Genomic DNA, 14,698 nt, shown 5'->3' with positions numbered 1-14,698 from the left:
TAAATCGAGCAAAGCAATGGAAACTGATAATATTTTATAAAAAAATCTGAGCAAATTGCTCGGGATTGACTTGACAAATCCCGAGTGTTTTTGTAAGATATCCTTGAAAAGCGATATTCCATATTACTTAATGGACGATAGAATGGGTGAAAAGGAGTGGGAGGTTTGAAGCTTTCTACGAAAGGCCGCTATGGTCTCACGGCCATGGTTGATCTAGCTTTAAATTCGGGCGAAGGGCCAATCTCCCTAAAAAGTATAGCTGATCGACAGGGATTGTCTGAGCACTATCTCGAACAGCTGATTTCCGGGCTGCGCAAGGCCGGGCTGGTGAAAAGCATTCGAGGGGCACAAGGTGGATATGTCTTAGGTAAGAAAGCAGAAAAAATTAGAATTGGTGATATCATCAGGGTTTTAGAGGGACCGATAGCGCCGGTGGAGTGCGAGGCCAATGGCGATCCTGAATGCTGTCAGAAGTCGGATTATTGTGTGACACGGAGTATTCGCGAGAAGGTTCGTGATCCCATTGAAGATGTTTTGGACTCCATCAGCTTGGCTGATCTGGTCAGAGATCCTCAAACTATGTGTACTATTGCAGACCCTGGATAATAAAGCTTGCAGTTTAATCAGTGACTACTTATTAATCAAGTTTACTAGGAGGAACTAAAATGCGCAGAGTATATCTTGACCATAGCGCCACAACTCCAGTCGATCCTGAAGTTGCCAAGCTTATGATGACCTATTACACAGAGAAATATGGAAATCCCTCCAGTGTTCACAGCTTTGGACGAGACGCCAAAGTAGCCTTGGAGAACGCCAGAGAGTCTGTTGCCAAGCTTTTGGGTGCTCAGCCTACGGAAATCACCTTTACCAGCGGCGGCACGGAAGCAGATAACCTTGCCATCTTTGGCGTGACTGAAGCTCAGAGTAAAAAAGGGAAACATATCATCACTTCAGCAGTTGAGCACCATGGAGTTCTGGAAGCCTGTGAATTCTTAGAGAAGAATGGCTATGAACTCACCATCGTTCCGGTAGATGAAGAAGGACTTGTGGCAGTTGAAGATGTAGCAAAAGCTATCCGGCCCGATACCATCTTGATTACCATCATGCATGCCAATAATGAAGTGGGAACGATCCAGCCCATTGCTGAGATAGGAAAATTAGCCCGGGATAAAGGCATTATCTTCCATGTGGATGCAGTACAATCTTTCGGCAAGATTCCGATTGATGTGGTGGCTATGAACGTGGATCTTATGACCGTATCCAGCCACAAGATTTACGGACCCAAAGGGGTAGGAGCTCTTTACATCCGCAAAGGTATCAGGATTATTCCCCGCATCTATGGCGGCGGCCAAGAGAAGAAACGCCGCTCCGGCACAGAGAATACTCCTGGCATCATCGGTTTTGGCAAAGCCTGTGAGTTGGCTGCCCAGCGGATGGAAGAAGAGGCTGTCCGGGAAGCCAAGCTGAGAGATAAGCTTCTCAAGGGCATTATGGAAAAGATAGATTATGTCAAGTTGAATGGCCCCCAAGGAGGGGAGAAACGGCTCCCCGGCAACTTAAATGTCAGTATTCAATTTATTGAAGGTGAAGCATTGCTTTTAAGCCTTGACATGATGGGAATTGCTGCTTCCAGCGGTTCCGCCTGCACATCCGGATCTTTGGATCCTTCCCATGTCTTGCTGGCTATGGGGCTGTCCCACGAGATTGCTCATGGTTCCTTACGGTTCTCTTTCGGAGCTCAGAACACGGAAGAAGATGTGGATTATGTCCTGGAGCAATTACCCAAAATTGTCGAACGGCTGCGGATGATGTCCCCTCTCTATGACCAAGCCAAACATAGTCAATGCAGTCGCGCCAAAGCGCAATAGAAGGAGTGAAGAGATATGTATACGGAAAAAGTAATGGATCATTTTATGAATCCCCGCAATGTGGGTGAGATTGAAGATGCTAACGGTGTCGGCGAAGTAGGCAACGCTAAATGCGGCGATATTATGCGTATCTATTTGGATGTTGAAGGCGATATCATTAAAGACGTTAAGTTTAAGACTTTTGGCTGCGGAGCTGCGGTAGCCACCAGCAGCATGGTTACGGAAATGGTTAAAGGCAAGACTATAGAAGAAGCTCTGAAAATTACCAATGCTGCTGTAGCTGAAGCTCTGGACGGACTTCCGCCGGCTAAGATGCACTGTTCCAATCTGGCTGCTGATGCCTTGCACGAGGCCATTAAAAATTATCATGAGAAAACTCTAAAGGTATAAGGGATGAAGAAATGACGCTTACCGAAAAGAAAAAGGTAGTGGTCGGCATGAGCGGCGGTGTGGATAGTTCCATGGCCGCCGCTTTGCTTAAAGAAGAAGGGTATGAGGTCATTGGCATAACCCTCCAAACCATGCCCTCCGGGGGACCGGATGATGTAGGAGGGTGCTGTTCCATTACAGCCATCGATGATGCCCGGCGGGTAGCTCATCAATTGGGCATACCTCATTATGTCCTGAACTTTCGCACTATTTTTGAGGAAAATGTCATCGATTATTTTACCAACGCCTACCTCAGCGGTGAAACGCCTAATCCTTGTACCATGTGCAACCGGGTTGTACGCTGGGGAGAGTTTCTGTGGAAAGCCCGGGCTTTGGGGGCCGATTATCTGGCCACAGGCCATTATGCTAAAATCCTTCAGGACCCGGAGAGCGGGCGTTACTTGATGAGCCGGCCGGTGGATACATGGAAGGACCAGACCTATATGCTTTACAACCTGACTCAGGATCAGCTCAAGCACACCTTGTTTCCCCTGGCGGATTATAAGAAAGAACAGATTCGCGAGATGGCCGCTGAGCGGGGGTTGCTCCGGGTCTCCCGGAAGCCTGATAGTCAGGAAATATGCTTTATCCCCGATGATGATTATGTCTCTTTCATTCGTGAGCGGTCTCCGGAGAAGATTAAGCCGGGGAATTTTGTTGATCGGCAAGGGAATATTCTGGGGCGGCACCAAGGCCTGATCAACTATACCGTCGGTCAACGGAAAGGTCTGGGGGTAACTTTCGGTAAACCCATGTTTGTCCTCGGCTTTAATGTGGAAGGCAATGAAGTGATCTTAGGTGAGGATCAAGAAGTATATGCACATACTCTGTTGGCCACAGATTTAAATTGGATAGCTATTACCGGGCTGGAGGGGCCCTTGACAGTCCAAGCGAAAATTCGTTACAAGGCGCCTCTCGCTGAAGCGAAAATTATCCCCCTCAAGGATTCTGAAACATTGCCCGGAGCCATCGGCCCTGTAGTGCGGGTAGAATTCACCACTCCGCAACGGGCTATTACTCCAGGGCAAGCCGTAGTCTTCTACCAAGGGGAGCTCGTCGTGGGCGGCGGCAAAATCATCACGTGAATAACAGGGACAGTACCGTTATTCAACGGTATTTTTAATAAAGAACGCCGTATTCTCTCGATTCATGTTCACAAAAATTTGTGAATGAATAGGATGAAAAATGGGCAAAGTAGCATAGAACCATAAAGTTTTTTGAAAGGGAGGGGAAGAATGCGACGAACACGGGAAATCGTTGGTTTACCTGTATTATGTTTGAAAAATGGAAACCAGATTGGTTGGGTAAAGGATGTGGTTTTCGATGAAAGCAGCAGGAAGATTAGCGGTATTCTCTTGGAAAACGCTCACATTTTTCACTCCGAAAAGGGCTTGCCGCGGGAAGTTGTAGCTGCTGTTGGTAAAGACGCCTTAACTGTAAGAGACCATGTGGTTCAAAGACTTCAAGGGGTTAAATGGTCACAAAAAGTTGGCAATCAAGTTTTTACCCAAGGCGGGGAAGCAAAGGGCACGATTGAGGATGTCTTTCTTGATGATTCAGCAGAGAACATTGTGGGTTTCGAGGTTTCGGACGGCCTTTTTTCCGATCTTTTAGATGGCCGCGGCGCGATTCTGCAAGCGGACGTAATGGTAGATGGGAAAGATGTCTTAATCGTTGAAGACCAGGTATCCCCCTGGGACCAGGGAAATGAAGGGGGTTCACTATCATGAATTGTCCAGTATGTGGTGGTCGTGCTATCGGTAAAGTCGGAGTGGGTCAGTTTTATTGCTGGGATTGCTGCGTGGAATTCACCAGCGCTATGGACAAAGTCGTCATCTACGATTTGGCTGAAGACGGTTCCTTAGTTGCGTGGAATGACCCGGCAATCGGTGAAGAACTCAGTGAGGCTGCATTGGAGTAAAAGAAAATAAGGAGGGATATACCTTGAGGTCAGGACAAGTTATTGGAGGAATCGTAGCAGGCAGTATCCTAGGTATGACCGTTGGTTATATGATGCGTCCAAAGAATAAAGCTGCGTCTATGATGCGTAAGGGTATGAAGATGATGAAATTCTAGTCTCTCTCCAAAGTGTCAAATGCAAGAAATTCATGTAAAATGTTTCAGGGAAAGATAAGAGCGTAAGAACGGATGGCATGCCGGCTTACGCTCTTCTTGCATTGTCAGACTCACCCCAAATTCGGAATCGATTACGAATTTGGGAGTAAATTGCCAGATGGACCCTCAATGTAAGCATGTGAAATGGATAGCAGTGCCTTTGCGTAGGTATAAAACCTCTTGGAATGGGGGAAGACAAGTTCAAAAGAGGCTTGGAGGAGACTATGAAGAAAGAAAAATGGCGCTGGATTTTTCTCATCATTATTGTTTTGTTAGGTTTGCTCCTGATTCTTTCGGTGCGCCCTATCTTAAGCCCGTTTATGCTGGCTTTTGTCCTGGCCTATTTATTGGCTCCTGTCGTAGAAGCTTTAGTGAGACGGGGGGTGGGGAGGAAAATATCCATTGCTTTTGTGTTTGTCGGAATCCTTCTGAGCCTCGCTTTGCTCATCTTCATCGTTATTCCTAAGCTTTACATAGAACTGTCCAAACTGTCTCAGGTGCTGCCGGAGACCGTCCGGACCATGGAACTGGCCATTCAGGATTTTCGAGCCAACTTCAGAGCCACCGGGCTTCCCCATCAGGTGGTCAATGTCTTGGATGAACATTTGGGTGAAGGAGAGTCCTTCCTGCTCCATTGGTTGGAAGAATTTTTGGATAATTTGCCTAAAGCCTTGACTTCCATGAGCCTTTTTATCCTCTCTCCGGTCATTGCCATCTATTTATTGGCTGATTGGCACCGTCTCCAGGCAGGATTTTTAAGGTTAGTCCCTCAGCGCAAGCGGGTAGCTTGGCAAAGAGTGGTTCAGGATATCAGCCATATTGTCCGTAGCTTTATCCGGGGCAATGTTATCGTGGCCTTGATCGTTGGGATTCTCACCGGTGTAGGAGTAAAGCTGGTAGGCATGGATTATGCCTTACTGATCGGGGTGATTTGCGGAGTCTTTGATCTGATTCCTTATTTTGGCCCTTTGATCGGCGCTGTTCCTTCGGTGCTTCTGGGACTGATTCAATCCCCCATGATGGCCTTAAAAGTTGCCATAGTCATCCTAATCGTCCAGCAGCTTGAAAGCAGCATTATCTCACCGAAGCTCATGGGAGACAGTGTTGGACTGCATCCTTTGTGGATTATCTTTGCCCTCCTGGCAGGTGGAGAAATCGCCGGCTTTTGGGGGATGCTGTTTTCGGTGCCTTTTGCCGCAGTGCTGCGGGTGATCATCCGGCATATCTACTTCTGGCTGGTATCGCCGGAGATGAAATGAGGGGCTTACTCAAGGGTAAAATTAACGAACTGAAATCAAAACCTCCCTGTATCAGATTGAAGGTATAGGGAGATTTTGGATTTTGTGGAAGGAAATCTCTTGATGGAGGTTGAATAAGTTAATTCAAGCAGAGAGGCTTGCTAAGGCGGAAACGATTGGCAAAGGGCGGAGCCAAAATAAGCTTGAACGTCTCTACTCCCTATATAACAAGGATATGTTTTATGTCGCTTATAGTAGATTAAAAGACTATCAGCTGGCTCAGGATGCGGTCCATACATCTTTTATAAAAATAGCGGATAGAGTGGACACCATAGACGAAAAAGATAGAGCCTACATCCTTTCTATCGCCAAAAATACAGCTATTGATATCGGGCGTAAAAGGAGCCGCCGGGATTCATCCTTAGATGAAATAGAGAATTTAGTGGGTGATGAGGCTGTCTCAATTGAAGATGACATCATTAATAGGGAAATGTTTGATATCCTGCTGAAAAAGATCGACGAATTGCCGAATGCTTACGGGGACCTCATCCTTTTAAAATACATTTATGCCCTATCCGATCAGGAATTAGCTGAGATGCTGGGGATCAGCCCGGAGAATGTGAGGATGAGAATCAGCAGGGCACGGAAGAAGCTCAAAGAGATGCTGACAGAAGGAAAGGAAGCATCGGACCATGAATAAGCTCTTATCTCCTAAGGAAGCTGCCCAGGAAAAAATGATGGAAGAACGCCTTTCCCCCTGAGTTAGATGCTCGTATGAAAAAATTTTTCAGGCGCAGGCAATTGAAGGGGATTTTTTCCAAGCAGGCAAGAGTGGCTCTAAAATCTTTGCCAAGGTTGCCATGGTTTTCCTGGCAGTGTGCATAAGTCTGGGCGTGTTAGCAGCCACCAGTGAAGCGGCCCGTGTTAAAATCCTGAATTTCCTGATTGAGGCCGAGGACGAATTCATGAAGATCCGTTTTCAGCCTGGTCCGGAAAAGGAAGCACAAAACGACAAGATGTCTAATTGGGAAGGGATACCTGAGCATTGGGGCAATGTGTATATCCCGGAATATGTTCCGGAAGGGTTTGAGATCGTAAACACGGAAACCTATGCTGTTTGCGCTAGCGCAAACAGTCCAAAAGAAAATAAAAGAATTGCCCATAGACTGTAAATGTTGGTTTGCATTGATTATTGTCGTATAACAACTTAAACTGTCGGGGTGCAGGAGTAATTACATTAGTTGGGGAATTAGTTATAAAATAGATACCTAAAACGAATTAGTTGCATAACTCAAAACCCTTGGTATTATATCGTCTTTGGCACAAAAAGAATCCTCGATTTTTCCGACATTGTAGATGTTCAAACCTAACACCGGGAGGTGAAAAAGGAGTACTCCACAAAATTTGGAATTCGCCTAGAACGTCTATTTTATTTGAGAAATCTTTAAGACTTCTTTAATTAAGTATGGGAGGAAATATAATACTAAAGAAGGTGATGAATATGAAAGTCATAATATAGTTTCCAAGTTCAACAACTGTTTAAAGTAGCATGTATTATGTATTTCGGTTTCTAGTAAAAGAGATCAATTAAAAAGGGAGGCCCATATAATGAAAAAAGTGCTTATTCTTGCAATTTCGTTTTTGCTTCTTGTGCCATCATTTGTAATGGCTTCAAATGAGGAGAACCAAGCCACAAATAGCCCCACAACTAAACATGAAGTAATGCAAAAATTACACAAAGAATATAATATACTCCCAAGTGAAACGCCACCCAGCTTAGGATCTGAAGATTATTATGCAAAACAAGATCCTGTTGAGTTAGATAAGTTCGAAAAAATAATGAGACAAGAAATTGAGAAGATTATTAAAGTGAACAAAGAAACCGATGAGAAGATTAAGTCTTTGGGAGATGTGGAATGGGTTGACGTTCCTACAAGAGCGGTTACTCAAGAGGATGGAACTACAGTTTTTCAAAGTTACCCCTTAGTCGAGAATCAAATTATGGCAACGGTATTTTATAAAGACACTAAAACAATTACCCATGGTTATATGACTGTGTGGGGGGCGATTGAAAACTCACTTGGATTTTGGAGGTTTGTAGTACCAGTTAACGTTGAACTTGAACCACAGCCCTATTATATATTTGTTATACCGATTGTTGACGGCATTAAAGTGAGCTATGGAATTGATGCTGGGAGGACTTTGTATGTACGCGCCACCTTCGATGTTTACTATAATAACTGGGATAAGATTGGAACAGTAAATGAAATAGTAGAATTTACTGCTCACGTCTAAAATCTTCGTGTCTGGGTATTTATAAGGGCAGGGCAAGGTGCGCTGCCCACTTTCGTTGTGCTCCCCTTATTTAGACGGTCAAAGTATACTGTGGGGTATGTAGTGACCAATTATTAGCTTTTGCACGATCCTCTAGGCCAATGTAGCATGTGTTTGGAATGAAAACCTAGTATACTCATATAGAAAGTAGCGAAGTAAGTAGTATCATTTTTTTAGTCAAAAGACTTGTAAATAATTGCGGAACAATCCGGTGAAAACCTCATCCAACGGAGTTTTGGCACGTCCTTACCTAATCAAAAGTGGTTAGAGGACCTGACAGAATATACTGAACCCCGAAGTTTTGCTTTTAGTTCTACAAAGGGTAATAAGAAAATAGCTTAAAAAGAATAACAATTCCACTGGCTATCCTTAACAGAACTCTAACGGTCGCTTGGATTGCTCTCCAGTATTCCTCTATCCGGCCACTAAAAAGAGCTAGTTATATTACAATCCAAAATACGAGCTTCTGGACTCAACGAGATTTGACAATTCAATTCATTACAATATTGTGCCGCAAGCGACAACGGCGGAATGGAGTTTATTATGGTAAGATCTATTTCATTTATTTTGGCTGTCGTTATATTGTTAACTTGTACTTCATCTATCTTTGTTAATTTTAAGGAAGTTTACAAGGTAGAAATAATCACAAAAAGTGCAGATTATAAAAAAGTAAAAATAACTAATACTGAAACAGGAAAAGTTGAGTATCTTGAATCTGTTTTTGATGAAAATGGTTTACATTCATTTGTGTCAATCAGTGAAGAAGGAACTTTTGTGATTAGAGGAACGCAATTTATTACGGTAAAAACTCTTGAAAGATTTAAAAGATTTGGGGAAATCGAAAGTACAAAAATAGAAAATGGAGTAATAGGTCGTCTCCTTATGAAGCAAAATGAATATAATAGGAAACTGTATAATGCAATTCAGTGATACACTGTCCGTAGAATGATCCGGCTTTATGGAGTAGGCAACCGCGCTACGTTATCAAGACATAATTTGCACCATAAAAGCATCCTATGTGGGCCCTATGTCAAATTTACCCCGGAAGAGTACCTTGGCGGCGTTGCCTTGCTGGTATTTATTGTTTTGGATATTGGTATGGTAGTATCATTGGTCAAAACGGGTGATTAACGCAATCAGATAATCGTATGGAAAGCCAGCGCATATACCTTACTTGTAGTAGTGGGAACAATGATTCTTAACGTCATTGAAAGCCTTGTGACGGCACGGCCAGTGACGATAAACCTGTTCATCCAGTTGACAATTACAGCCATAATTTACTTTATTGCACTTCTGTTTTTTAAGAAAAGGCATAGTGGCTGATATGGAAAACATCATTAGGGATAGACGAAAAGAACTAGGATTGTCACAAGAGGAATTAGCCAAAAAATGTGGAGTTTCCAGACAGTAAATGCGATAGAAAACAATAAATATGACCCGACATTGATGTTAGCATTTAATCTTGCCAAAGAATTAAATACAACAGTTGATGAACTTTTTAAACCCATTTAAAAGAAATTGGCAGTACCCTATGGTACGAATCTTGGCAACTATGTAAAAGATAGAGAGAATGCCTCAACGCGGCAACGTTGTCGCGTTGAGGGACCGGTTTTAGAGTGGATGATGGTGATGACTATTTTATGATTGAGATGAGCAGAAAGTTGACAAGAACCCAGGTCCTCCGCTATACTTTAGATTAATTTGTAAGATTTAAACTGCTAAACTGATGACGGAACGAGTAATACCTAATTCCTTTGCAGAGAGGCTTTCGGAGGTGAAAGGAGGCCAAGGGATTTTGTATGAAGGCTATTCCCGAGGGCGAGGAAAAACCTTGACGAGGCATGCGTTAAATGCGATGACAGTAAACTGTCGCTAAGCGACTCATTCTGAGGAACCTTCGGGTGAGTAAGCAGGGTGGTACCACGGTAATATAACCCGTCCCTGATTCAGGGGGCGGGTTTATCTTTTTTTACACTGATTTTCTATGATTTTGTTCAAACTGGAGGTTTAGATTTTAATTCATTATTAAGGGAGGAAATATAATGTATACAGGTAACCAGCTCAGAGACATGTTTTTAAATTTCTTTGCATCCAAAGGACATAGAATCTTACCCAGTGCGTCTCTGATCCCTAAGGATGACCCTACCTTGCTTCTTACCGTAGCCGGGATGGTTCCTTTTAAACCCTATTTTATGCGCAAAGTGGAACCACCGTTTCCCCGGGCTACCACTTCTCAGAAGTGCGTCCGTACACCGGACTTAGAGGTAGTGGGTAAAACAGCCCGCCATCATACTTTTTTCGAAATGCTGGGAAACTTCTCCTTCGGTGACTATTTCAAGGGCGAGGCTATTCCCTGGGCTTGGGAGTTTGTGACCGAGGTCTTGAAGCTGCCCATTGATCAGCTGTGGATTACGGTTCATCCGGAAGACGAAGAAGCCAAGAACCTCTGGATCGAAAAGACGGGCGTATCTCCGGAGCGTATTAAATACGACCCGGAAAATTTATGGGCAGCCGGTCCAGTGGGACCATGCGGCTATTGCTCGGAAATCTATGTGGATTTAGGCGAAAGCCGGGGCTGCGGTAAACCAGACTGTGCTTTAGGCTGCGATTGCGATCGTTTCCTGGAGATCTGGAATCTCGTCTTTATGCAGTATAATCGGGATGAGGCCGGCGTGCTTACTCCGTTGCCCAAGCAAAATATTGATACAGGGATGGGTCTGGAGCGGATCGCTTCTGTTATGCAAGGCGCGGCTTCTAATTTTGATACGGATTTATTCCTGCCGATCATCAATAAAGTATCCGAACTTTCCGGAATCCCTTACCACGATAATCCGAAAAACGATGTTGCCATGAAGGTGGTTGCCGACCATACCCGGGCTGTATCTTTCATGCTCTCCGATGGCATTCGTCCGGGCAGTGAAGGCCGCGGGTATGTATTGCGCCGGATTCTGCGCCGGGCTATTCGTTACGCCCGCCTCCTGGGTATCGACAAGCCCTTCCTGGAGCAGATCTTTTTGATCATCCAGAGAGACTACAGTCATCATTATCCTGAGCTTAAGGAAAATGAAAACTTCATCCTCAATCATCTGCGCTTAGAGGAAAAGAACTTCCAAGCCACTTTAGAGCAAGGGACGCAAATTCTCCAGGAAAAAGTCAAAGCCCTTCAGGAAGCCGGAGAAACAATGCTCAGTGGCGCGGATGCCTTTTATCTCTATGAAACCTATGGTTTCCCGGTGGAATTGACAGAAGAGATGCTCATCGAACAAGGGATGAGCGTGGATATGGAAGCCTTTAATGCTGCGGCTGAAGAGCATCGCCGCCTGGCTAAAGAGCAGTCCCAGCAGATGAAAGCAGTTCAGGAAAGTGCCGCCATTTCGGAAAAAGCCAAGGCTTTGGGCGTGACGCCCTTCCTGGGTTATCATGAACTGGCTGCTCACACTAAGGTGGAAGCACTATTCCGGGATGGAGAAGAGGTTAAGGATGCTGCCGAAGGAGACGAAGTCCTGATCTTCCTGAGGGAATCTCCTTTCTATGCGGAAAGCGGAGGACAAATCTCCGACAGTGGCGTGATTCGCAGCCTAAGGGCTGAGGCAAAGCTTATCGAAGTGAAGAAGGGTGTTACAGGAACCGTCTATCATCGCTTTCTGCTCACCCAGGGGGTTTTGCATACCGGGGACGAAGTGGAGGCTTTGGTGGATGAACACCTGCGGCTGGCTACAGCCCGTCACCACAGTGCCACTCACCTTCTCCAAGCTGCTCTCCGCACCGTATTGGGAGAGCATGTTCAACAGGCAGGTTCCTTAGTCACACCGGATCGTCTCCGCTTTGACTTTACCCATTTCTCCGCCTTGACCTCCGCTGAGTTACAGCGGGTAGAGGATCTTTTGAACGAGGCGGTACTGGCCAATATGCCCGTTGCGGCGGAAGAAATGAGCCTGGATGCGGCGAAGGCCAGCGGAGCCACTGCCCTTTTCGGAGAAAAATACGGGGACACTGTTCGCGTCGTCTCCATGGGGGATTATTCCCTGGAACTTTGCGGTGGGACCCATATTCATGCTACCGGAGATATCGGTTTGGTCAAGATCATCTCTGAGGGGGGAATCGGAGCAGGTTTAAGACGGATCGAGGCTGTGGCGGGAGCAGAGGCTCTTAAATATATGCGCTCCCTCAATGACCAGATTCTCGACGCGGCTCAACTTCTCAAAGCCCAGCCCTCGGATCTGCTCAAGCGCATCCAAGGACTCTTAATCCAGGTCAAGGATCTGGAGAAGGAAGTTCAGCAGCTTAATGCCAAAGTGGCCAAATCCGAAGTGGAATCTCTCCTGCAACAGGTCAAGGATGTCGAAGGGGTACCTGTTCTGGCGGCTAAAGTCTCCGCTCAGGATATGGATACACTCCGCAATACAGCGGACCTTTTAAAGGATAAAATGAAGGACGGTGTCCTTGTTCTGGGGGCCGCTGTGGAAGGAAAGGTCAACTGGGTAACTGTTGTCACACCGGTAGGTTTAAGGGGGCTTCATGCGGGGCAGATTATTAAGGAAGTGGCCAAAATCACCGGCGGTGGCGGTGGCGGCCGTCCCGACATGGCCCAAGCCGGAGGAAAAGATGCGGCTAAATTAGGGGAAGCACTCGATCAGGTCCCTGGGATTATAAAAAGCTATATAAAATAAAATGTAAGTTTTTGACCCTGAAATAAAGGAAAATCACTTCTCCAAAGAGAAATAAAAACTATGGTTTCTGATACGTGGTAAAGAAAACCCGATTTCGCCCGAAGACACTGTCTTCGCACTTGTTTGCCTTTTAATCACGCATCCAGAAAGGCGAAGTCGTTGGTTGCACTTATGCTGGAGGAAAGTATGCAACGAAGTTATACTTTCTGAAAGTGAAGCAAAGGGGGAACGCTAATGGACCGTTTAGAACACACTATGATGTTTAAATCCCAGGGGGGAGATGTTTCACCCCAGGAGATTTTGCAGCAAGTGTATGTGGCTCTGGAAGAGAAAGGATACGACCCGATCAATCAGTTGGTAGGATATTTAATGTCGGGCGATCCGGTTTATATCACCAGCCACAATCAAGCGCGATCCCTTATACGGAAGCTGGAGCGGTATGAGCTTCTGGAAGAGCTTGTTCGTTCGTATTTGGAAAAGAAGTAATGCTTAGGAAACCCTCACTTCAAGGTGAGGGTTTCTGTGCGAGAAAGGGAAGCGATGATGAGGCAAGTCTCGTTGGGCTGGCATGGTCCCTTGGTATCTGAAGTATGTTTTGGCAGCTTAGCTATTTCTCCTCTGCAAGGGCGTGTATCCCTGGCGGAGGGAGTGAACGTTCTCCGCTATGCCTTGGAGCAGGGAATTGATTGGATCGATACCGCTGAAATATATGATAATTATCCCCAGATTGCCCAGGCCCTTCAGCATTACCCGGAAGTTAAGCTGGTAAGCAAATCCTACTCGGTCACAGCACAAGAGATGTCCACAAGCATTGAAAGAGCAAGAAGAGAACTCAATCGGGATGTCATCGATTTCTTTCTTCTTCATGAACAAGAGAGCGCTTTAACCCTCAAAGGGCATCAGGGGGCATGGGAAGAGTTGCGGAAAGCCAAAGAGGATGGAAGAGTGAAATATATTGGTATTTCCACTCATGCCGTGGATGCGGTGAAGGCCGGTGCCCTCCTCCCGGACATTGATGTGATCCATCCTATCATCAACCATCAAGGCTTAGGCATCATCGACGGTACTTTAGCGGAAATGCTGGCGGCCATTCGGTTTGCTTCTGAGCTGGGGATCGGAATTTATGCCATGAAAATTTTCGGCGGAGGGCATTTGGCGGCTCATCCCCAGGAAGCCCTGGATTTTATCCGCAGCATTCCTTGGATTCAGGCCATGGCCTTAGGCATGTCCAGTGTCGAGGAAGTGGATTTTAATCTGAAATATCTCGCCGGTCAGGAGATACCCGAAGAATTAAGACAATCCGTTACCTATAGGGAACGGAAGCTCTATATAGCGGATTGGTGTCAAGGCTGTGGCCGCTGTTGTGAAGCCTGCCCTCAAAGCGCCTTATCTTTGGAAGAAGTGGCCGGTGGCGGGATGGTGCAGGCCGTAGTGGAAGCCGAGCAGTGTGTCCTTTGTGGGTATTGCGGAAGAGTATGCCCGCATTTTTGCCTGAAAATCGTCTGAGTAGAAAATTGTCTGAAGCGGGGGTGATTAAATGAGAATTATGGGTCTGGACTTTGGCGAACGGACCATCGGGGTGGCAGTGAGCGATGCTATGCTCCTTACCGCCCAAGGGATAAAGACCATCCGCCGCTCCAAAAAAGAGCTTGAGGAGCTAAGGACTATGCTTCAGGAGTATGAGGTAGATCACATTGTCTTGGGTTATCCGAAAAATATGAATGGTACGCTGGGGCCTCGTGCCCAGGCCACCGAGGAATTTGCCCAGATTCTTAAAGAGGAATTTGGGTTGCCGGTTACCCTATGGGATGAGCGTTTAAGCACCATGGGGGCCCAGCGATCTTTGCTGGAAGCAGATGTATCACGGGCAAAACGCAAGCAGGTGATCGATAAGATGGCAGCCGTCTTTATTTTACAGGGGTACCTGGATTATATAAGGCTGAAAAATGGGCAGAATAAGGAATAAGTGAAACATTAGAAATGCTCAGATGTATTTGACATTCCTCCCCCCGGGGAGTACAATGACTATATCTTTAATAAGAGG

The 14,698-nt window shown here is 45.7% G+C and carries 15 protein-coding genes and 1 pseudogene; all 16 read left to right on the top strand.

Features of this window, described 5'->3' with window-relative positions; translation table 11 throughout:
* Window positions 1–165 precede the first annotated feature (165 nt).
* The 16 genes and pseudogenes from BUA14_RS15710 (at window position 166) to ruvX (ending at window position 14,620) form a co-directional block, all read left to right on the top strand.
* Window positions 166–606: an RrF2 family transcriptional regulator gene (locus BUA14_RS15710; RefSeq protein WP_011460328.1), complete on the top strand. Its 441-nt coding sequence runs from the start codon at window positions 166–168 to the stop codon at window positions 604–606.
* Window positions 607–665: 59 nt separating this feature from the next.
* The gene (gene nifS / locus BUA14_RS15705; RefSeq protein WP_072773467.1) at window positions 666–1,868 is read left to right on the top strand and encodes a cysteine desulfurase NifS; all 1,203 of its coding nucleotides are present in this window, start codon (window positions 666–668) and stop codon (window positions 1,866–1,868) included.
* Window positions 1,869–1,883: 15 nt separating this feature from the next.
* Complete coding sequence (nifU, locus tag BUA14_RS15700) at window positions 1,884–2,258, top strand: Fe-S cluster assembly scaffold protein NifU (protein ID WP_015944678.1); 375 nt, start codon at window positions 1,884–1,886, stop codon at window positions 2,256–2,258.
* 11 nt (window positions 2,259–2,269) lie between these two features.
* Entirely contained in the window at window positions 2,270–3,382 is a 1,113-nt protein-coding gene (gene mnmA / locus BUA14_RS15695) for a tRNA 2-thiouridine(34) synthase MnmA (protein WP_072773466.1), read from the top strand.
* A 150-nt stretch (window positions 3,383–3,532) separates the two neighbouring features.
* Entirely contained in the window at window positions 3,533–4,027 is a 495-nt protein-coding gene (locus BUA14_RS15690; protein ID WP_072773465.1) for a PRC-barrel domain-containing protein, read from the top strand.
* Window positions 4,024–4,218, top strand: a complete 195-nt coding sequence (locus BUA14_RS15685) for a hypothetical protein (protein ID WP_072773464.1) — start codon at window positions 4,024–4,026, stop codon at window positions 4,216–4,218. The genes BUA14_RS15690 and BUA14_RS15685 overlap by 4 nt, the downstream gene beginning before the upstream one ends.
* A 418-nt stretch (window positions 4,219–4,636) precedes the next feature.
* Window positions 4,637–5,671: an AI-2E family transporter gene (locus BUA14_RS15680; protein ID WP_072773463.1), complete on the top strand. Its 1,035-nt coding sequence runs from the start codon at window positions 4,637–4,639 to the stop codon at window positions 5,669–5,671.
* A gap of 109 nt (window positions 5,672–5,780) precedes the next feature.
* Window positions 5,781–6,350 carry an RNA polymerase sigma factor gene (locus BUA14_RS15675; protein WP_242954667.1) on the top strand — a complete coding sequence of 190 codons (570 nt, stop codon included), beginning with the start codon at window positions 5,781–5,783 and terminating at the stop codon, window positions 6,348–6,350.
* 160 nt (window positions 6,351–6,510) lie between these two features.
* On the top strand, window positions 6,511–6,822 hold the full coding sequence (locus tag BUA14_RS28545; protein WP_072773462.1) for a hypothetical protein: 312 nt from the start codon (window positions 6,511–6,513) through the stop codon (window positions 6,820–6,822).
* A gap of 436 nt (window positions 6,823–7,258) precedes the next feature.
* Entirely contained in the window at window positions 7,259–7,945 is a 687-nt protein-coding gene (locus tag BUA14_RS15665; RefSeq protein ID WP_072773461.1) for a hypothetical protein, read from the top strand.
* 582 nt (window positions 7,946–8,527) lie between these two features.
* Complete coding sequence (locus BUA14_RS15660; RefSeq protein WP_072773460.1) at window positions 8,528–8,914, top strand: hypothetical protein; 387 nt, start codon at window positions 8,528–8,530, stop codon at window positions 8,912–8,914.
* 394 nt (window positions 8,915–9,308) lie between these two features.
* A pseudogene (locus BUA14_RS15650) lies at window positions 9,309–9,496 on the top strand (helix-turn-helix transcriptional regulator).
* A gap of 530 nt (window positions 9,497–10,026) precedes the next feature.
* The gene (gene alaS, locus BUA14_RS15645) at window positions 10,027–12,654 is read left to right on the top strand and encodes an alanine--tRNA ligase (RefSeq protein ID WP_072773459.1); all 2,628 of its coding nucleotides are present in this window, start codon (window positions 10,027–10,029) and stop codon (window positions 12,652–12,654) included.
* 234 nt (window positions 12,655–12,888) lie between these two features.
* A complete protein-coding gene (locus BUA14_RS15640) occupies window positions 12,889–13,140 on the top strand; it encodes an IreB family regulatory phosphoprotein (protein ID WP_072773458.1) in 252 nt (83 codons plus the stop codon).
* Window positions 13,141–13,194: 54 nt separating this feature from the next.
* Window positions 13,195–14,160 (top strand): aldo/keto reductase, encoded by a 966-nt coding sequence (locus BUA14_RS15635; RefSeq protein WP_072773457.1) that lies wholly within the window; start codon window positions 13,195–13,197, stop codon window positions 14,158–14,160.
* Window positions 14,161–14,191: 31 nt separating this feature from the next.
* Window positions 14,192–14,620 (top strand): Holliday junction resolvase RuvX, encoded by a 429-nt coding sequence (gene ruvX, locus BUA14_RS15630; RefSeq protein WP_072773456.1) that lies wholly within the window; start codon window positions 14,192–14,194, stop codon window positions 14,618–14,620.
* The last annotated feature ends 78 nt before the right edge of the window (window positions 14,621–14,698 follow it).

This window comes from Desulfitobacterium chlororespirans DSM 11544, from assembly GCF_900143285.1.
In the GTDB taxonomy this organism is placed as follows: domain Bacteria; phylum Bacillota; class Desulfitobacteriia; order Desulfitobacteriales; family Desulfitobacteriaceae; genus Desulfitobacterium; species Desulfitobacterium chlororespirans.
Note: the sequence above shows the minus strand (reverse complement) of the source record. Positions and strands in the feature narration are given on the sequence as shown.